This is a genomic window from Microbacterium sp. F51-2R, from assembly GCF_052180235.1.
Lineage (GTDB): Bacteria > Actinomycetota > Actinomycetes > Actinomycetales > Microbacteriaceae > Microbacterium.
This window is the reverse complement of sequence record NZ_CP197470.1, coordinates 724,081-742,761: the sequence shown is the minus strand read 5'-3', so window position 1 is coordinate 742,761 and position 18,681 is coordinate 724,081. Positions and strand designations below refer to the sequence as shown.

General features: G+C 70.5%; 19 protein-coding genes. 9 read left to right on the top strand and 10 right to left on the bottom strand.

Features of this window, described 5'->3' with window-relative positions:
- Nucleotides 1-44 precede the first annotated feature (44 nt).
- Together ACSBPH_RS03615 and ilvA are read left to right on the top strand one after the other, a co-directional pair.
- Complete coding sequence (locus ACSBPH_RS03615) at nt 45-1,253, top strand: AI-2E family transporter (RefSeq protein WP_442576243.1); 1,209 nt, start codon at nt 45-47, stop codon at nt 1,251-1,253.
- Nucleotides 1,250-2,674, top strand: a complete 1,425-nt coding sequence (gene ilvA / locus ACSBPH_RS03610; protein ID WP_442576242.1) for a threonine ammonia-lyase — start codon at nt 1,250-1,252, stop codon at nt 2,672-2,674. Before ACSBPH_RS03615 ends, ilvA begins: the two co-directional genes overlap by 4 nt.
- Nucleotides 2,675-2,694: 20 nt before the next feature.
- On the opposite strand, the gene greA is transcribed toward ilvA, so the two are convergent.
- Both greA and ACSBPH_RS03600 read right to left on the bottom strand, forming a co-directional pair.
- Nucleotides 2,695-3,186 carry a transcription elongation factor GreA gene (gene greA, locus ACSBPH_RS03605; RefSeq protein WP_442576241.1) on the bottom strand — a complete coding sequence of 164 codons (492 nt, stop codon included), beginning with the start codon at nt 3,184-3,186 and terminating at the stop codon, nt 2,695-2,697.
- 77 nt (nt 3,187-3,263) lie between these two features.
- Nucleotides 3,264-3,656, bottom strand: coding sequence for a DUF4307 domain-containing protein (locus ACSBPH_RS03600; protein ID WP_442576240.1), 393 nt, complete (start codon nt 3,654-3,656; stop codon nt 3,264-3,266).
- A gap of 64 nt (nt 3,657-3,720) precedes the next feature.
- On the opposite strand from ACSBPH_RS03600, the gene ACSBPH_RS03595 reads away from it, so the two are divergent.
- Entirely contained in the window at nt 3,721-4,014 is a 294-nt protein-coding gene (locus ACSBPH_RS03595) for a hypothetical protein (RefSeq protein WP_442576239.1), read from the top strand.
- Between the two features lie 80 nt (nt 4,015-4,094).
- Here ACSBPH_RS03595 and trhA read toward each other — a convergent pair whose 3' ends face one another.
- Nucleotides 4,095-4,832, bottom strand: coding sequence for a PAQR family membrane homeostasis protein TrhA (trhA, locus tag ACSBPH_RS03590; RefSeq protein ID WP_442576238.1), 738 nt, complete (start codon nt 4,830-4,832; stop codon nt 4,095-4,097).
- A gap of 92 nt (nt 4,833-4,924) precedes the next feature.
- On the opposite strand from trhA, the gene ACSBPH_RS03585 reads away from it, so the two are divergent.
- From ACSBPH_RS03585 to ACSBPH_RS03570, 4 genes are all read left to right on the top strand, one after another.
- Entirely contained in the window at nt 4,925-5,704 is a 780-nt protein-coding gene (locus ACSBPH_RS03585) for an isoprenyl transferase (RefSeq protein WP_442576237.1), read from the top strand.
- Nucleotides 5,705-5,816: 112 nt separating this feature from the next.
- Complete coding sequence (locus tag ACSBPH_RS03580) at nt 5,817-6,938, top strand: aminotransferase class V-fold PLP-dependent enzyme (protein WP_442576236.1); 1,122 nt, start codon at nt 5,817-5,819, stop codon at nt 6,936-6,938.
- A gap of 302 nt (nt 6,939-7,240) precedes the next feature.
- Nucleotides 7,241-8,554 carry a PhoH family protein gene (locus tag ACSBPH_RS03575; RefSeq protein ID WP_442577236.1) on the top strand — a complete coding sequence of 438 codons (1,314 nt, stop codon included), beginning with the start codon at nt 7,241-7,243 and terminating at the stop codon, nt 8,552-8,554.
- Between the two features lie 590 nt (nt 8,555-9,144).
- On the top strand, nt 9,145-9,729 hold the full coding sequence (locus ACSBPH_RS03570) for a hypothetical protein (protein WP_442576235.1): 585 nt from the start codon (nt 9,145-9,147) through the stop codon (nt 9,727-9,729).
- Between the two features lie 218 nt (nt 9,730-9,947).
- Here the strand turns inward: ACSBPH_RS03570 and ACSBPH_RS03565 are convergent, their stop codons facing one another.
- The 7 genes from ACSBPH_RS03565 to xseA form a co-directional block, all read right to left on the bottom strand.
- Nucleotides 9,948-10,604: a response regulator transcription factor gene (locus ACSBPH_RS03565; RefSeq protein ID WP_442576234.1), complete on the bottom strand. Its 657-nt coding sequence runs from the start codon at nt 10,602-10,604 to the stop codon at nt 9,948-9,950.
- Nucleotides 10,601-12,115, bottom strand: coding sequence for an ATP-binding protein (locus ACSBPH_RS03560; protein ID WP_442576233.1), 1,515 nt, complete (start codon nt 12,113-12,115; stop codon nt 10,601-10,603). Before ACSBPH_RS03560 ends, ACSBPH_RS03565 begins: the two co-directional genes overlap by 4 nt.
- 64 nt (nt 12,116-12,179) lie before the next feature.
- Complete coding sequence (locus ACSBPH_RS03555; protein ID WP_442577235.1) at nt 12,180-13,538, bottom strand: class II fumarate hydratase; 1,359 nt, start codon at nt 13,536-13,538, stop codon at nt 12,180-12,182.
- Between the two features lie 132 nt (nt 13,539-13,670).
- Entirely contained in the window at nt 13,671-14,366 is a 696-nt protein-coding gene (locus ACSBPH_RS03550) for a carbonic anhydrase (RefSeq protein WP_442576232.1), read from the bottom strand.
- A gap of 91 nt (nt 14,367-14,457) precedes the next feature.
- Nucleotides 14,458-15,102 (bottom strand): DUF4245 family protein, encoded by a 645-nt coding sequence (locus ACSBPH_RS03545; protein WP_442576231.1) that lies wholly within the window; start codon nt 15,100-15,102, stop codon nt 14,458-14,460.
- Nucleotides 15,102-15,377, bottom strand: a complete 276-nt coding sequence (locus ACSBPH_RS03540; protein ID WP_442576230.1) for an exodeoxyribonuclease VII small subunit — start codon at nt 15,375-15,377, stop codon at nt 15,102-15,104. Before ACSBPH_RS03540 ends, ACSBPH_RS03545 begins: the two co-directional genes overlap by 1 nt.
- Nucleotides 15,378-15,490: 113 nt before the next feature.
- Nucleotides 15,491-16,789 (bottom strand): exodeoxyribonuclease VII large subunit, encoded by a 1,299-nt coding sequence (xseA, locus tag ACSBPH_RS03535; RefSeq protein WP_442576229.1) that lies wholly within the window; start codon nt 16,787-16,789, stop codon nt 15,491-15,493.
- 225 nt (nt 16,790-17,014) lie between these two features.
- Here xseA and ACSBPH_RS03530 point away from each other — a divergent pair, with 225 nt between their 5' ends.
- Both ACSBPH_RS03530 and ACSBPH_RS03525 read left to right on the top strand, forming a co-directional pair.
- Complete coding sequence (locus tag ACSBPH_RS03530) at nt 17,015-18,040, top strand: 4-hydroxy-3-methylbut-2-enyl diphosphate reductase (protein WP_442577234.1); 1,026 nt, start codon at nt 17,015-17,017, stop codon at nt 18,038-18,040.
- Nucleotides 18,037-18,639 carry a DUF6264 family protein gene (locus tag ACSBPH_RS03525; protein ID WP_442576228.1) on the top strand — a complete coding sequence of 201 codons (603 nt, stop codon included), beginning with the start codon at nt 18,037-18,039 and terminating at the stop codon, nt 18,637-18,639. Before ACSBPH_RS03530 ends, ACSBPH_RS03525 begins: the two co-directional genes overlap by 4 nt.
- Nucleotides 18,640-18,681 lie beyond the last annotated feature (42 nt).

Genomic DNA, 18,681 nt, shown 5'->3' with positions numbered 1-18,681 from the left:
GTCGCATGCCGGGGCGCGCTCGCTCGCGGTTCTAGACTGGGCGGATGAGCGGCCCCGACGACAAGCCCCGTGGTTCGCTGTTCGACGCGGTCCGCGACCGCACGCGGATCGTCTCCAGCGACCTCGCGCCCCAGATCCCGCACGGCCTGCGCCTGACGGCGGCGTATGCCTGGCGCATCATCGTGATCGCGGCTGCCGCGGGCATCATCATCTGGCTCGTCATCCAGTTGAAGCTCCTCGTCATCCCGCTCCTGATCTCGATCCTGATCACCGCGCTCCTGTGGCCCGCATTCACCTGGATGCTGCGACACCGTCTCCCCAAGTGGCTCGCGATCGTCATCGCGGCCCTGGGCGCGGTCGCCGTCGTGGCGGGCCTGGTGTGGCTCGCGGTGTGGCAGATCACCCGCCAGTGGGCCAGCGTGCAGGAGCGCACCGTCGGCGCCGTGGACTCGCTGCGCCAGTACCTCATCGACGGCCCGCTGCACCTGACGGCGCAGCAGATCGACGACCTGCTCAGCCAGTCGTGGACCTTCATCCAGCAGCAGGCCGAAACCCTGTGGTCGGGCGCGCTGGCGCTCGGAACCACCGTCGGGCATGTGGCGACCGGCGCGCTCCTGTCGATCTTCATCCTGCTGTGCCTCCTCGCCGACGGCGCCGGCATCTGGCGCTGGACGACGCGCCTGTTCCCCAAGCGGTCTCGCGCCGCCGTCGACGGCGCGGGCCGCGCCGGCTGGGTCACGGTGGTCAACTACGCACGCACGCAGTTGCTCGTCGCGACGATCGACGCCGTCGGCATCGGTCTGGGTGCCTTCCTCCTCGGAGTGCCGCTCGCCATCCCGGTGGCCGTGCTCGTCTTCCTCGGTTCGTTCGTGCCGATCGTCGGCGCCGTCGTGACGGGCGCCGTCGCGGTGTTCCTCGCCCTCGTCTACAACGGGCCATGGATCGCGCTGTGGATGCTCATCGTCGTCCTGGGCGTCCAGCAGCTCGAAGGCCACGTCCTGCAGCCGCTCCTCATGGGATCGGCCGTCAAGGTGCACCCGCTGGCCGTCGTGTTGGTCGTCGCGGGCGGCGCCATGATCGCCGGCATCCCCGGCGCCCTCTTCGCCGTGCCGATCGCCGCTTTCGTCAATGTCGTCGCCGTCTACCTCAGCGACCGCGCGTGGGAGACGGGGAAGGTCCCGCACGGCGACCTCATCTGGAGCACTGTGCCCCGGCCCCGGCGTCGGCCCCGACCCGCTAAGACCGGCGCATGACCCGCCCCGTCGTCGAGGTCGCCGCACCCGAGCAGCCGAGCGTGCCCGAGCAGCCGAGCGCGCCCGAGCAGCCGAGCGTGCCCGAGCACTCGAGCGTGCCCGAGCACTCGAGCTTCCCCGAGCACTCGAGCTCGCCTGACCCGTCGAGCTCGATCGAGCAGCACAACCAGAAGGACCCCCGTGTGAGCGAGACCCCCATCGTCCCGACGCTGGCAGAGTTCCAGGATGCCGCGGCCACCCTCGCCGGCGTCATCACCCACACGCCGCTCGACGAGTCGCTGCACCTCACCGACCTCCTCGGCGTGCCGGTCCACCTCAAGCTCGAGAATCTGCAGCGCACGGGGTCGTTCAAGATCCGCGGCGCCGCGTACCGCCTCTCGCGCCTCACGGCCGAGGAGCGCGCGCGGGGCGTGGTCGCGGCATCCGCCGGCAATCACGCCCAGGGGGTCGCCCTGGCGGCCCAGTCCCTCGGCATCAAGGCCACGATCTTCATGCCGCTCGGCGTTCCGGTGCCGAAACTCCTCGCGACGCGCGGCTACGGGGCCGACGTCATCCTCGAAGGGGCCACGGTCGAGACGCCGCTGCGGCTCGCGGCCGAGTTCGCCGAGCGCACCGGAGCCGTGCTCATCCACCCCTTCGACCACCGCGACATCATCGTGGGGCAGGGCACCCTCGGCCTCGAGCTGTACGAAGACTTCCCCGAGGTCGAGACGGTGCTCGTGGGCATCGGCGGTGGCGGCCTCGCGGCCGGAGTCGCCGCCGCGGTCAAGGCCCGCGCGGCGGTGGACGGTCGCACGGTGCGCGTCATCGGCGTGCAGGCCGAGAACTCGGCCGCCTACCCGACCTCGCTCGAGCTCGGCCACCCCGTCGAGGTGCACACGCGCCCCACGATCGCCGACGGCATCGCGGTCGCGCGCCCGGGCGACACGCCCTTCGCGCTCATCAAGGAGCTCGTCGACGAGGTCGTGACGGTCACCGACGACGACATCGCCCGCGCGCTCCTCGTGCTCCTCGAGCGCGCGAAGCAGGTCGTGGAGCCCGCCGGCGCGGTCGGCGTCGCAGCGATCCTCGCCGGCAAGGTGACGGGCACGGGCCCCACCGTGTCGATCCTGTCGGGCGGGAACATCGACCCCCTGCTGCTGCAGCGCGTCGTCTCACATGGGCTCTCGGCATCCGGTCGCTACATGACCCTGCAGATCCCGCTGCCCGACCGGCCAGGTCAGCTCGCCCGCGTCTCGGAGCTCCTCGCGCAGGCCGGCGCCAACGTCATCGAAGTGCTGCACACGCGGCACGGCCAGGGTCTGCAGATCAGCGAGGTCATCCTGCAGCTGAGCGTCGAGACCCGCGGGCAGGAGCACCGCGCGCACGTCATCCAGACGCTCGCCGATGCCGGCTACGCGCCGAACGTCGTCCCCGACTGACCTCCCCGTAGGCGGGTGGGCTACTGTCCGGCGTAGGTCTCGACCTTGACGACCTCGACGGAGATGTCGCGGCCGTTCGGCGCCTTGTAGGAGGTCTTCTCGCCCTCCTTGAGGCCCAGGATCGCCTCGCCGAGCGGCGAGGCCTCGCTGTACACGTCGAGGGTCGAGTTCGCGGCGATCTCGCGGTTGCCGAGGAGGAAGACCTCTTCGCCGCCCGCGACGACCGCGGTGACGACGGTGCCGGGCTCCACGACGCCCGTGCTCTCGGGGGCTTCGCCGACCTTGGCGTCCTTCAGGAGCGCCTGGAGGGTGCGGATCCGCGCTTCCTGCTTGCCCTGCTCGTCCTTCGCGGCGTGGTAGCCGCCGTTCTCCTTGAGGTCGCCCTCTTCGCGGGCGGCCTCGATGCGCTTGGCGATCTCCTCACGCCCGGTCGTCGAGAGGTGCTCGAGCTCGGCGTGCAGCCGGTCGTAGGCGTCCTGCGTGAGGAACGTGACGGGAGCGTCGCTGGACACGTCGTTCTCCTTCAGAGAGGGGGATAAGCCGAGACGCCCCGGCTCGGCCAGGGCGTCTTATCGAAGTGACCGTCAGACTACGACACGCGGCAGGAGTTGACAAAACCTGTCGTCGCCTCGGCGACGGTCGGAATCGTCTCGCGGAAGGCGCGGGCATGCGTCTCGGCGGCCGGGATCTCGACGACCTTCCATCCCACCACGCCGTGCTCGGCATCCTGCGCTTCCAGCGTGCACGCGATCGAGGCGCCGGCGGGTGCCGACACCTGGAACTCGATGGTCACGGTGCGCTCGTCGACCACCTGGAACCCGGTCGTGTCGACGTCGACGGAGTTGATCGAGTTGGACACCGTGAGCCACGCGAACAGGCCGACCGCCACGGCGCCGACGACGGCGGCGGCGATCACGATCCAGCGCGTCGCGCCGCGGCGCGTGCGCCCGTAGCGTTCGTCGAGCATCTGCTGGGTCGTCATGGGTGTCCTGTCGGGCGAATTAGGCTGGAGACTCCAGGCTAAGCGCTCCGCGGAACGAGGACCCATGCACCGAACGTTCGCCGCACTCGTCGAGGCGGCAGCGACCGCGACTCCGACGCCCACGCCGGGTCCGAGCCCCGACCTCGTGACGCCGGGTCCGTGGGGCTTCGTCGCGATCGCGTTCCTCGCGCTCGCGGTCGTGCTCCTGATCATGGACATGATGCGCCGCATCCGCCGCGCCCGCATCCGTTCGGAGGTCGACGAGCAGCTCGACGCCGAAGAGCTCGCAGCTCGTCAGGCCGACGACGCGACGCGTGCCACCGAGACCGACGACGAGGACATCGACCCCCAGCGCTAGCCGGCTCGTCAAACGTCGGATGACGCGGCCCGCGTCGACCCGCAGCGCCGGCCGGATCTCGCTTCGCGACCCGGACCTGCTCAGCCCGCGTGGTAGACGGGGTTCATCGCGATGATGAGGCACGCCGTCCAGTGGCAGAGGAACGCCAGCACGGTGAACACGTGGAAGATCTCGTGGAAGCCGAAGTGCCCGGGCCACGGGTTCGGCCGCTTCATCGCGTAGACGATGGCGCCGAGGGTGTAGAGGATGCCGCCCACCGCGACGAGCACCATCATGGTCGCGTTCGCCTGCGAGAGGGGCACGACGTACATGACGGCCGCCCATCCGAGCACGAGGTAGAGCGCGACGTAGAGCCAGCGGGGCGCGTCGATCCAGAAGACGCGGAAGAGGATGCCGAGGATCGCACCGCTCCACACGAGCGAGAGCAGCAGGACCGCCTGCGACGTCGGCAGGGCGAGCACCGCGATCGGCGTGTAGGTGCCGGCGATGAGCAGCAGGATGTTGGCGTGGTCGATCCGCTTGAGGATGGCCCTCGTCTTCGGCTTCCAGTTGAAGCGGTGATACAGCGCCGAGTTGCCGAAGAGCATGAGCGACGTGGCCATGAAGACGGCGGACGACCACTTCGCCGGAGCACCCTGCGCGAGCGCGATGAGGACGATGCCGGCGATGATCGCGACGGGGAACGTCGCGGCGTGGATCCAGCCGCGCCACGACGGCTTGATGTCGGCGGGCGCGCTGGCGGCCTCGTCGACGAGGGGGATGTGGGGCATCTCCGCGCCGGCGTCGAGCGTCGGGGGGACTTTTGACGGACGAGCCATGTCCCCAGCGTACGGCCGTCCGTATGCCCCCGACCGTACTTCCCGCCTTCACCGAGACCGCCGAGTCCCGGCCTCAGCGGTACGGTAGGCGTGTGAAGGCGTCGAACGAGGGCAGGGGACCCCTCTACCGGCTCTACATCAACCGCCTTCGCCGTCAGATCCCGCCCGATGCCGTTCCCGGGCACATCGCGATGATGATCGACGGCAACCGTCGGTGGGCGCGTCAGCTCGGGTACGACTCGGCCGCTCACGGCCACCGCGCGGGCGCCGCGAAGATGCTCGAGTTCCTCGAATGGTGCGACGCGATCGGGGTGCGGGTCGTCTCGCTCTATCTGCTGTCGACCGACAATCTCCGAAAGCGCGACTCGAAGGAGCTCGCCGACCTCATCCAGATCATCGCGGAGCTGGCCGACCAGCTCTCGCACGAGCCCGACTGGCGCGTGCAGCACGTCGGCCGGGCCGACGGGCTCCCCGCCGATCTCGCGCGCGTCCTCGGCGACGTCGAGGCGCGCACGCGCGACAAGACGGGGATGCACGTCAATCTCGCCGTCGGGTACGGCGGCCGGAGCGAGATCGTCGATGCCGTGCGCAGCATCATCGCCAAGCACGACGAGGAGGGCGGCTCGCTCGAGGAGCTCGCGGCGAGCCTCACGCCCGAGCAGATCGGGGAGCACCTCTACACGGGCGGCCAGCCCGATCCCGACCTCGTGATCCGCACGTCGGGTGAGCAGCGCCTGAGCGACTTCCTGCTGTGGCAGAGCGCGCACAGCGAGTTCTATTTCGTCGAGGCTCTCGGCCCCGACCTTCGCGAAGTGGACTTCCTCCGCGCAATCCGCGACTACGCGTCGCGCGACCGCCGCTACGGCGGGTGAATCCGCCGGAGGGCGGACCCACTCGTTTCGCCCGCTGACCGGGCAGAACCGAACCCGTAGCACGTGCCGCCGCACCTGCCTGTCGCCGTCGCCGGCGTGCCAGAATGGCGAGGTGAACGATTGGGAAGAGTACCTGAAATCGTTCGATGGGGAACCCGGATACCTCGACTGGGCCGCGTTCGGTCCGCTCTCACCGAACGTCCGAGCCGAAGTGCACGCCGACGCCGAGCTTCTCGGCTCGGGTCGCCGGTCCAGCATCGAACTGGTCGGCGAGCACGTGCGCGAGTCGCGCGAGCTGCTGGCGCAGCTTCTGCGGACGGATGCCGAGCACGTCGTGCTGCAGCCGTCGACGACGTACGGCCTCATGCAGGCCATGTACGGCCTCGCCGGTGGCCTGATGGTCTCGCGCGGCGAGTTCCCGAGTCTGACCGTCGCCGCCACCCGCGCCTCCGACGCGCTCGGGTCGATCGATGTGCAGTGGATCGAGCCCGAGGGCGGCTTCGTCACTCCGGACGCCGTCCGCGAGGCGCTCACCGACGACACGCGTGCGCTCGCCGTGAGTCTCGTCGACTTCCGCACGGGCTACCGCGCCGACCTGACGGCGCTGCGCGAGGTCATCGGCGACCGGCTCCTCATCGTCGACGCGATCCAGGGCTTCGGCGTCGTCGACGCCGACTGGGCGGCGGCCGACGTCGTGTGCGGCAACGGATACAAGTGGCTCCGCGCGGGCCGCGGCACGGGCTTCGCGTGGTTCGGCGACCGCGCGCTCGAGCGCATCTCGCCGGTGCTGTCGGGCTTCGCCGGCACCGAGGGCGACCTGCCCCTCGACGCGGTCCCGCAGCCGGCGGCGGGCGCGGCGGCGTTCCAGGTCGCGGGCGTCGACGCGCTCGCATTCGCTCGTCTGGCGACGTCGCTTCGCGAGATCCTGGATGTCGGGGTCCCGGCGATCGAGAGCGAGCTCGTCGCGCGATCGGGGGATGTCATGTACTTCGCCGACCGCTACGAGATCCCGGTCGTGACACCGCGGGAGCCCGAGCGCCGCGCAGGCATCGTCTCGCTCGCGCCGGCGCCGCAGGATGCCGCGCCGCTGGCGGCGTCTCTCGCGAACCACGGGCTGACCGTCACGACCCGCTCGGGCCTCGTGCGCGTCGCGCCGCACGTCGGGACGGGTGCCGATACGCTGCGGCTCTTCGGTGATGCCCTCGCGGCGTTCTCGTCGGCACGCGTCTGGTGAGCGCCGCGCGCCCGCTCTCACCCTGATGCCCTGGCGGCATTCTCGTCGACATGCGTCTGGTGATGGCGCGTCCCGCCGCGCACGCGTTCACCGGGCGTTAACGGAAACTCCAGCGTGTCGTCGACACGCGCTTCCGGCTGTGCGTCGTAGCGTCATCACAACGGACACGGTGTCCGTTCGGGTCGGCCGGTTGGATCGCGACTCGTGACCTTGGTCGACTCGCTGACTGCCGGGTGACACACCCGGGGCGGGAGTGGGTTGTGACCACACGAGCACCACAGAGCCGGTACCGCGAGACGACGATCGAGGCCGATGGAACGGAGCAGGTCCTGCGCACGTATGTGCTGGACACCTCCGTGCTGCTGAGCGATCCGCGGGCCTTCTTCCGCTTCGCGGAGCACAACGTCGTCATCCCGGTCGTCGTGATCACCGAGCTCGAGGGCAAGCGCCACGACCCCGAGATCGGCTACTTCGCGCGGCAGGCGCTGCGTCACCTCGACGAGCTCCGGGTCGAGCACGGGCGGCTCGACTTCCCGGTGTCGGTCGGAGAGGGCGGCACACTGCGCGTCGAGCTCAACAACACCGACCCGAACGTCCTCCCCTCCGGCATGCGTCTCGGCGACAACGACAGCCGCATCCTGGCCGTCGCGCTGCATCTCGCGGGGGAGGGGCAGGAGGTCACCGTCGTCTCGAAAGACCTGCCGATGCGGGTGAAGGCCGCCTCGCTCGGCATCAGCGCCGAGGAGTACCTGGCCGAGCAGGCCGTCGACTCGGGCTGGACGGGTATCGCGACCATCGACGTCTCGGGCGACGACATCAGCGACCTCTACGAGAGCGAGATCGGGGTCAGCGAGGAGATCCGCGGAGTCCCCGTCAACACCGGCCTCATCATCCACTCCGAGCGCGGCTCGGCGCTCGGCCGGGTCACGGGAGACGGCTCGTACCGGCTCGTGCGCGGCGACCGCGAGGTCTTCGGCATGCACGGCCGTTCGGCGGAGCAGCGCATCGCGATCGACCTCCTCCTCGATCCCGACGTCGGGATCATCTCGCTCGGCGGCCGGGCGGGAACGGGCAAGTCCGCGCTCGCCCTCTGCGCGGGCCTCGAGGCCGTGCTCGAGCGTCAGCAGCAGAAGCGGATCCTCGTGTTCCGCCCGCTCTTCGCGGTCGGCGGGCAGGAGCTCGGCTATCTCCCGGGCGACCAGCAGGAGAAGATGAACCCGTGGGGCCAGGCCGTCTTCGACACCCTCGGCTCGGTCGTGTCGGGCAACGTCGTCGAAGAGGTCATCGCGCGAGGCCTGCTCGAAGTGCTGCCCCTGACGCACATCCGCGGGCGCTCGCTCCACGACGCCTTCGTGATCGTCGACGAGGCGCAGTCGCTCGAGCGCAATGTGCTGCTCACGGTGCTGAGCCGGATCGGTCAGAACTCGCGGGTCGTCCTGACGCACGACGTGGGGCAGCGCGACAACCTCCGCGTCGGGCGCCACGACGGCGTCGCCTCCGTCATCGAGACGCTCAAGGGGCACGACCTCTTCGGCCACGTGACCCTCGTGCGTTCGGAGCGCTCGGCGATCGCGGCCCTCGTCACCGACCTGCTGGAGGCCGGCGAACTGGCCTGACGGCTGCACGACGAGGGGCCGGGAGATGACCTCCCGGCCCCTCGTCGTGCGGGGGTGTCGCGGGGAGGGTCGTGGCGGAGTGCCGTGCGGGGACGGTGTGGGCAGTCTCGTGCGCGCGGTCTCGTGCGATCAGTCTCGTGCGGGACCGCGGCCGCGAGACGGGGGAGTGGGCGACGTCTTCCGGGCCCGATCGTTCCACGGAGCTAGTGACTGCATCGCCGAGTAGTCAAGATGAGAAGACTCTCACCCCTGTCTCCTCCTCCTCTCACACCGGTCTGCGACCATGGAAATGGCGCACGAGAAGCCGGCGCGCCGCTGGGTCCTGACAGGCGCTCGCAGAGACGCCGCAGATGACACTGACGACACAGGAGCATGAGTTGGACGGACGAGCCGCTTTCGCAGCCGGCGGGTTCCTCACCGGCGCAGCAGCCGTGGCCGTCGCATGTGCCGTGACGCTCAGCAACGCCTCCGCCCTCGCCGATGTGCCGGGCGCGGTCGCCGACGTGGACGTCGTTCGGGTGATCCGGGCCTCTCCGGCAGCTTCCGCGTCCGTGCCTCCTGTGCCCGCCGTGTCTCCCGGTGCAGCGCCGGTGACGACTCCCGTGGGACCGACGGCCGAGATCGTCCCCGCACCCGAGCCTGAAGACGTCGCGGCCGCACAGAATCCGGGGCAGCAGGTGTCGCCCCCGCAACGTCCCGCCCCTCCGCCGGCGATCGGGCTGTCCGAGCAGCAGGTCGTCGATGACGCGATGCGCACGGGCGCGTGGGACCGTCTCCAGTCGTGGGGCGAGCAGCGCGGCTGGACGCAGGAGAAGATCGACCGGTGGATCGCGCAGCTGCAGCAGCGATTCCTCCGGGACCAGGACCAGGGCGAGAAGAGCCAGAGCGAGAACGGCCAGGGCGAGGATGTGCGCCGAGAAGACGCGCAGCGCAGCGCGCCCGGCGCCGCGATCACCGACGAGCTTCCGCTCACGCCGGAGATGACCGTTCCCGCACCCCCGCAGACCGGTGATGCGCCCGAGCCTCCCGCCGTCCGCGACAGCGGCGCGGCCGCCACGAGCCACGGCCACCCACAGACCCCCGCGAAGAACGCGGGTTCCCCATCCGGACGCGGCGAGTCTTCGTCGCACGGGTGGAAGAGAGATCAGTCGCCCCAGCCCCCACGTGGCGACTGACCAGGGTCATCGAGGAGTCCCCCAGCTCCAGACCCTTTCCCAGCCCCCGGCGCTCCCCCAGCGCCGGGGGCTTCTCTCTGTGCGGGGCGAGGCGAGACCGGTGTCTCGGCATCCTGAGCCCTCGGCATCCTGAGCCCTCGGCATCCTGAGCCCTCGGCGTCCGGAAACCCCGGAAGCCCCGGCATCCCGGGGTCCGGTCTGCGTCGCTCAGCGCGCCGTCACTCCCAGCGATAGCCCGCGCCGCGGACCGTCACGATGTGCTGGCTGCCGAGCTTGCCCCGCAAGTAGCGCACATAGACGTCGACGACGTTGGAGCCCGGGTCGAAGTCGAGCCCCCAGACGCGGCTCAGCAGCTGCTCGCGGCTCAGCACGTGACCGGGATTGCGCAGGAACTGCTCGGCGAGGGCGAACTCCCGAGCGGACAGCTCTACCTCTCGTCCTGAGACGGTGGCGCGGCGGCCCAGGATGTCGAGCACGACGTCGCCGTGCACGAGAGAGGTCGACGAGGGGCCGATGCTCTCGCGCAGGCGGGAGCGGACGCGGGCCAGCAGCTCCTCGAACGTGAACGGCTTCGACATGTAGTCGTTGGCCCCGGCATCCAGTCCCTCGACCGTGTCGTGCGTGCTGGAACGCGCCGTGAGCATGATGACGGGCACGACGCTGCCCCGTGCGCGGAGTTCGCGGAGCACTTCGAAGCCGTCCATCGTGGGAAGACCGACGTCGAGGAGCACGAGGTCGATGTCGGGGCGCTGGGCGCGCTCGAGCGCCTCTGCTCCGTCGTCGGAGATCGCGGTCGAGTAGCCGGCCGCTTCGAGCCCGCGACTCACGAAAGCCGCGATGCGCGGCTCGTCTTCGACGATGAGGATCCTGGTCATCCCGATGCCTCCCGCTGGAGTACGACGTCACCTGCCCGCACCGGCTGCGGCAGCTCCGAAGTGGGGAGCGGGAGGTGCATCGTGAACGTGGCGCCACCGCCGGGGGTGTCGGTGACGACGCATCGTCCGCCATGTCCCTTCATGATCGCATCCACGATGGCAAGCCCGAGTCCCGACCCGCCGACGGTCCGCCTGCCCTGCGCGCGGTCGAAGCGACGGAAGATGCGGTGACGGGATGCCGGGGGGATGCCGGGCCCGTGGTCGCGAACCCACAGATGCGCCCCCTCGGCATCCAGTGCGCTGCCGATCTCGATGGGCGATCCCTGCGGCGTGTACTTCGCGGCGTTGTCGGCCAGCTGGAGCCACGCCTGCAGGAGCCGATCGTGCTCGCCCTGCGCGACGCCCTCGGCCTGCTGGGCCACGAGCCATTCGTGGCCCGGGATGACCGCGACGAGCTCGCCGACGCGTGAGGTGAGGGCCGCCAGGTCGACCTCGCCCATCTCGACCTGGTCTCCCTCGATCGTGGCGAGCAGATCGATGTCGTCGACGAGGCGGGTCATGCGGTCGAGCTCGGCGATTCCGATCTCGCGCGTGCTCTCGACGTCTTCCACGTCGCTGGGGTTCATGAGCTCGAGATGGCCGCGCACGATCGTGATGGGGGTCTTCAGTTCGTGCCGCACGTCGTCCAGGAGCTGCCGCTGGACGTCGACGGACCCTTCGAGCCGGTCGAGCATGGAGTTGACGGTGCGCGACAGATCGGAGATGTCGTCGTTGCCCTGCTCGGGGAAGCGCGGCGACAGGTCGGTGAGCGTGATGGAGTCCGCCGCGTCGCGGATGGAGCGGATGGGGGAGAGCAGCCGCCCGGCGACGAACCAGCCCACGACGGCGATCGCCAGGAGCATGATGATCGCGGCGATCCAGTACGTCGCGACGGCGGCGGTCACGGGCGCGAGCTCGGCGCCCAGGTCGACGGCGCGAATGTAGAGGGCGCTCCGGGAATCGCCCGGAAAGGTGATCGGGATCGCGATGTAGCGCAGCGACCCCTCGTCGGTCACCGCCGTGCCGATCTTCGTCTCGCCGCCGGCGGTTTCGGCCACGGCGCGGTCGATGAGCTCCTTGTCATCCGAGATGTCGAAGCCCGACAGCGTGCTCGGCTTGTACCTCGCCGTGCCGTCGATGACCGCGAGCGAGGCCTCGTTGCGTCCGGGCACGAGGCGCGAGACGACGGCCCTGAGGTAGGCCTCGAGCGACACGAAGCCTTCGGCGCGAAGGGGCTCGACGGCCGTCGTCGGCGTCGGGGACGCCGCATCCGTCGCCGAGTCATCGCTTCCCGCGACGGCGTTGAGGCTCGACACCTGGGCTTGCAGCCGCGCGTTGATGTCGAGGACCGCGCGCTCCCGCTGCACGAGGAACGTCACGCCGCCGACGATCGCCAGGCCCACGCACGCGACGGCCAGGATGGCGCCGAGGATCCGTGCGCGCGCGGAGATCGGTCGTGACGAGCGCGTCATTCCCCGATTATCGCCCTGCCGTGCCCGGCTCGGCGTACACGAGGGTTCTGGATGCCCTTCCGGATCATCCCGGGTGGGTCATGGAGAGCAGATCGAGCTTCTCGTCGAGCTGTTCGATCGTGAGCTCGCCGCGGTCGACGTAGCCGAGATCGATGACGGCCTCGCGCACCGTGATGCCCTTCGCGACCGAGTGCTTGGCGATCTTGGCGGCGGCCTCGTAGCCGATGAGCTTGTTGAGGGGCGTCACGATCGACGGCGACATGCCCGCGTATGCCGCGGCGCGCTCGACATCGGCCTCGAGGCCGTCGATCGTCTTGTCGGCGAGGATGCGCATCGCGTTGGCGAGGAGGCGGATGGACTCCAGGAGCGCGGTGCCCATGACCGGGATCGCGACGTTGAGCTCGAAGAGGCCCGATGCGCCGGCCCACGCGATGGTCGCATCGTTGCCGATGACCCGCGCGCACACCATGAGCGTCGCCTCGGGGACGACGGGGTTGACCTTGCCGGGCATGATCGAGGAGCCGGGCTGAAGGTCGGGGATGTGCAGCTCGCCGAGTCCGGTGTTGGGGCCCGAGCCCATCCAGCGAAGGTCGTTGTTGATCTTGGTGAGCGAGACGGCGATCGTCCGGAGGGCGCCGGATGCCTCGACCAGGCCGTCTCGGTTCGCCTGGGCCTCGAAGTGGTCCTTCGCCTCGGTGATGGGCAGCTCGGTGTCGGCGACGATGAGCTCGAGCACCTTCTGGGGGAACCCGAGGGGCGTGTTGATCCCCGTGCCCACGGCGGTGCCGCCGAGGGGCACCTCGGCGACGCGGGGGAGGACGGCCTGCACGCGCTCGATGCCGAGCCGGATCTGTCGCGCGTACCCGCCGAACTCCTGGCCGAGCGTGACGGGCGTCGCGTCCATGAGGTGGGTGCGGCCGGACTTCACGACGGTCTTCCACTCCTCGGCCTTCGCCTCGAGCGCGACGGCGAGGTGGTCGAGCGCCGGGATCAGGTCGTCGATGAGCTCCTGCGTCACGGCGATGTGCACCGAGGTCGGGAAGACGTCGTTCGAGGACTGCGAGGCGTTGACGTGATCGTTGGGGTGGACGGTGTCGCCGAGGTCGCGCGTGGCGAGCGTCGCGAGCACCTCGTTCATGTTCATGTTCGACGACGTGCCCGAGCCTGTCTGGTAGACGTCGATCGGGAACTGGTCGGCGTACTCGCCCGCGATGATGCGGTCCGCTGCGCGGCCGATGGCGTCCGCGATGCGCGCGTCGAGGGTTCCGAGCTCCTTGTTGGCGAGGGCCGCGGCCTTCTTGATGCGCGCGAGGGCAACGATCTGCGCCGGGTCGAGAGGGTCGCCCGAGATGGGGAAGTTCTCGACGGCGCGCTGCGTCTGGGCCGCGTAGAGCGCGTTCCTGGGAACGCGCACCTCGCCCATGGTGTCGCGCTCGATGCGGTACTCGGTCTGATCGATGTCGGTCACGTCTTCGTCCTCCACGGTCCGGATGGGGCTGTTCGCCGTGGCGGGGCGATGAGGTGCCGCTGCCCCGCCACGGGCTTGGGATCGGTGTCAGGCGGCGCCGGCAGCGGCTGAAGCGGCTGCGGTGTCGGCGCCGGCGTCGGGTGCGTCGTCGCCGGCGTTGCCGACGATGATGCTCGGCACTGCCGCGCCCTCCGCCAAGCGGTAGTTGGCGCCGACGATCGCGAGGCGGCCTTCGGCGACGGCGTCGCTGATGAGCTCCGACGAGTGCAGGAGCTCGGCGACGGTGTCTTTCAGGTGCTCGCGGCCCACGATCTCGGCGTCGACGTCGAGGCTGCCGTCGCCGGCCTGGATGACGCGGCGGACGGCCGGCACGATGGGCGCGATCTGGCGCCAGATGTTCGGCGGGAGTGCCGGGGCATCCGTCTGCGTGCTGTCGATGGCGGCGCGGACGGCGCCGCACGCGTCGTGGCCGAGCACGATGATGAGCGGGACCTCGAGCACCGCGACGGCGTACTCGAGGCTCCCGATGACGGAGTTGGAGATGACCTGGCCCGCGTTGCGGATCACGAAGAGGTCGCCGAGCCCTTCATCGAAGATGATCTCCGCCGCCAGACGCGAGTCCGAGCAGCCGAAGAGGGCTGCACGCGGGCGCTGGCCCTCGGCCAGCTCGTGGCGTCGTTCGACGTTCTGGCGGGGATGCCGCGGCTCGCCTGCGACGAAGCGCGCGTTGCCCTCCACCATCTCGCGCCACACCTTGCGAGGGGTTCGGGTCTCTTCGCTCATGGGGCCTCCTCGGCGGTAGGTCGGACGCGCGTCGGTCATCGCGCGTCCTGGGTGGTCTTGGCGCGAGCCGCGCTGCGGGGTTTCGCGTGGGTCATCGGGATCCCTCCGCGGCGAGGGCGCGCACCTGGTCGGCCACGGCGCGGGCGGCCGTCTCGGCCGTCTTCTCGTCCGTCGCGCCGTAGATCATGACGGTGTCGTCGCCGGCCTGCGTGCTGAGCGCGATGGAGACGTTGCCGGCGCGAGCGGGGTCGGGGATGTCGTAGACCGTCCAGTCGACGCCGCCGATCTTCGTGCTGCCCGACGCGTCGGCGCCCTTGAGGACGCGCGTCGGCCAGGCGGCGTCGGCGTCGAAGCCCTGCGCGATGCGGAGATAGCCGGACGCCTCGCTCGGGACGTAGACGATCGTCCAGGCCGCGACCGAGTCGCCCTCCATGCGGGCGCTGTTGGCGCGCCACGTGTCGGGGACGACGGGCACGATGACGGTGCGGCCCTCCGACGACGAGACCTGCTGCGCGACGGCGGCGACATCGACGGGCTCGGGCGCGGGGACCGAACCGCGCGGGACGGCGAAGACGATGACGAGCACGACCGCGAGGGTCGCCAGCAGGGCGGCGACGAGGTTGCGGGTGTTCTGGCTCGACCGGTAGGCGGCCGAGAAGGCGGCTTTGCGCTCGGCGGTCTCTTCCGGCGTCTCGGGGCGGCCGAGCTCGGCGACGACGCGGGGGGCCCTGGCCATCAGGCCTCCGCGGCGGTGGTCGCGCCGCTTCCGCCGTTGGCGCCGCTTCCCGCGGTCGTGGCCGACGTGCGCGCGGCATCGAGCCGGCGCTTGGCGCCCAGGAGCCACTCCTCGCACCGCTCGGCGAGGGCCTCGCCGCGCTCCCAGAGGGCGAGCGACTGCTCGAGGGTGGGAGCGCCCTGCTCGAGCTCGGCGACGACGCGCACGAGTTCGTCGCGGGCCTGTTCGAACGACAGCGTCGCGACGTCTGACTGTCCCACGCTCGACACGCTCATGCCTTCCATCCTAGAACCGGCTCCGCAGGGGCATCCGACGCGCGTGCCGAGGGTGGAGGCCGAGTACAGGCGACGGTCGGCCGGCGCCGCCCGGGGTGGAAGTCCAGACCGGGTCAGCCGCCGGCGCGGTCGTCGGCGCCGCTCTCGGCGATCTCGCCCTCCGAGCGGGCGGCGAACGAGCCGCGCCCGACGGTCACGACCACTCCGGCTCCGCTCGGCGCCTGCGACGCGTCGCGCACGATGACGCCGTCGCTCAGGTGCGCGATGGCGTACCCGCGCGCGAGGGTCGATGCGGGGGAGAGGGCACGGAGCGTCGCGCGGAGCTCGGCCGCCCGGCGGGTCTGCGCCTCCAGCGCGCGGTCGATGATGTCGCGACCGCGCGCCGCGAGCAGCCAGAGGTGCTGCGACCGCGACTCGAGCATCGACTCGGGCACGCGCAGAGCCGGCCGCGAGCGCAGCTGCTCGAGCTGCGCGATGTCGTGCTGCAGGCGGTGGGTGAGGCGCATCGTGAGGCGCGAGCGCAGCTGCGCGACGATCGCGCGCTGCTCCGCGACATCCGGAACCACTCGTTTGGCGGCGTCGGTCGGCGTCGAGGCCCGGAGGTCGGCGACGTCGTCGAGGAGGGGGTGGTCGTTCTCGTGCCCGATGGCGCTGACGACGGGAGTGGATGCCGCGGCCACGGCCCGCACGAGCCGCTCGTCGCTGAAGCCCAGCAGCGTCTGCGGGTCGCCGCCGCCGCGCGCGATGACGATGACGTCGACGTCGGGGGCGGCATCCAGCGCCTTCAGCGCCGCGATCGTCTCGGGGACGCAGCGATCTCCCTGCACGGCGGCGTACTTGGTGAGGAAGCGCACCTGGGGCCAGCGGAGCTCGGCGTTGCGGTGGACGTCCTTCTCGGCATCCGAGTTCTCACCCGTGATGAGACCGATCGTGTGCGGGAGGAAGGGAAGGGGCTTCTTGCGCGCCGGATCGAAGAGGCCCTCCGAGCGCAGCTGCGCCCGAAGGCGCTCGAGCCGCTCGAGCTGATCGCCGAGGCCGACGTGCCGCATCGCGGAGACGGTGAAGCTGAAATCGCCCTGCTTGACGAAGTAGTCGGCTTTGACGCACGCGATGACGTGGTCGCCGACCTTGAGGTCGCCCGGCACGCGCTGCAGGGTCTTCGACCACAGTCGGAAGGAGATGAGCGAATCGGAGCCGAGGTCTTTCAGGCGCCCGAAGACGTTGCCGCCGCGGAGGTTCCACGACGTGATCTCGCCCTCGACCCAGACGAAGCCCCACTTCTCGATGAATCCGCGGATCGTCTCGTTGAGCCGCGACACCGACGTGGGCGCCTGCGGGCTGGACTCGCGCGGGTGCACGGAATCCGCCGGCGGTGCTTCGCCGGGCGCGGTCTCGGGCTGGAACGTCGTCATTCGTGCACATCCTGCATGAGTGGTTCCGCGGGCGGTGCTTCGCCGGGCGCGGTCTGGGGCTGGAACGTCGTCATCACAGTCACCACGCCTGGAACGTCGTCATGCCGGGTCACCGGGCTGGAACGGGGTCATGAGATTCCTCCATCGGCGGACGCCCAGGCCGCGTGCGGTCGCCGCCGATAGGATCGAAGAGTGAGTTCGTCCCCTACGGTTTCCGCGGTCCGCATGCCCGTCCCGCGCGTCCCGCGGAGGCGCGAGCGCCTCAAGGATATCCCGGTCGACGGACAGAAGCGGGTGCTCCTGGCCTCGCCCCGCGGCTACTGCGCAGGCGTCGACCGCGCCGTCATCGCGGTCGAGAAGGCCCTCGAGCGGTTCGGCGCCCCGGTGTACGTACGCAAGCAGATCGTGCACAACATCCACGTCGTGTCGGAGCTCGAGGAGAAGGGCGCCGTCTTCGTCGAGGAGGTCGACGAGGTGCCCGAAGGGGCCCACGTCGTGTTCAGCGCGCACGGAGTGTCGCCGGCGGTCGTGAACGCGGCATCCGATCGAGGACTCCAGGCGATCGACGCGACCTGCCCGCTCGTGACCAAGGTGCACCGCGAGGCGGTGCGCTTCGCGCGCGACGACTTCGAGATCCTCCTCATCGGCCACCTCGGCCACGAAGAGGTCGAGGGCACCGCGGGCGAGGCGCCCGATCACGTCACGATCGTCAATTCGCCCGACGAGGCCGACACGGTGGTCGTGAAGGATCCGTCGAAGGTCGTCTGGCTCTCGCAGACGACGCTCTCGGTCGACGAGACGATGGAGACGGTGCGCCGGCTGCGCATGCGGTTCCCCGAGCTTCAGGACCCGCCGTCGGACGACATCTGCTACGCGACGCAGAACCGCCAGGTCGCGATCAAGAAGGTCGCGAAGGACGCCGATCTCGTCATCGTCGTGGGCTCTGCCAACTCGTCCAACAGCGTGCGCCTCGTCGAGGTCGCGCTCGAGCACGGCGCGAAGGCCGCATACCGCGTCGACTACGCCGACGAGGTCGAGCAGGCGTGGCTCGAGGGCGTCGAGACGGTCGGCGTGACATCGGGTGCCTCCGTGCCCGAGGTGCTCGTGCAGGAGGTGCTCGCAGACCTCGCGGGCGCGGGCTACCGCGATGTCGAAGAGGTGCGCACGGCGGAGGAAGACCTCATGTTCTCGCTCCCCAAGGAGCTGCGGACGGATGCCGCGGGCCGCCGCGGCGGACGGACGCGGTCGTGAGCGGCGACCCGTCGCAGCCCGATCGTCCGCGCCCCGCCTACGGCGAGTACGCGACGCCCGAAGAGCAGCGCGCGCGGATCCATCAGCCCGATGCGACGTGGGCGCTCGATACCGGTCAGGCCCTCGACGAGACCGTCGCGCCGCACGGGGCGCCCGGGGTGCCGGGGGTGCCGGCGGCGCCGGGCACGCAGCGCTGGCCCGTCGACACGTCGGCCGAGGCAGTGCGCTCGGGACGCAACATCGACCGGGTGGTGACGCTGTCGCTCCTCGTCGTCGGCGCGTTCAACGTCGTCTTCACGGCCGTCTCGTACTTCAACCTGCCGGCGCTCGCCGATCAGGCGATGAAGATCATCGGGATCCCCGGGAGCTTCACGAACTTCGACGCCGCGCGCCTGTGGGGTCCGATCGCGGCGATCGTGCTGATCGCCGGATTCCTCCTCACCGCCTTCTTCGCGTGGCGCCGGGTGAACAAGGGCAAGCTCGCCTGGTGGATCCCTCTCGTGGGCGCGGTCGTCACCTACGTGTTCGTGTACATCTGCCTCGCGGTGCCGCTCCTGGGCGATCCGGCCTTCCTCGAGTACGCCACGAACCCCCGCTGAGAACCCCTGCCGGGAACCCCCGCTGAGAACCGTCGCTGACGA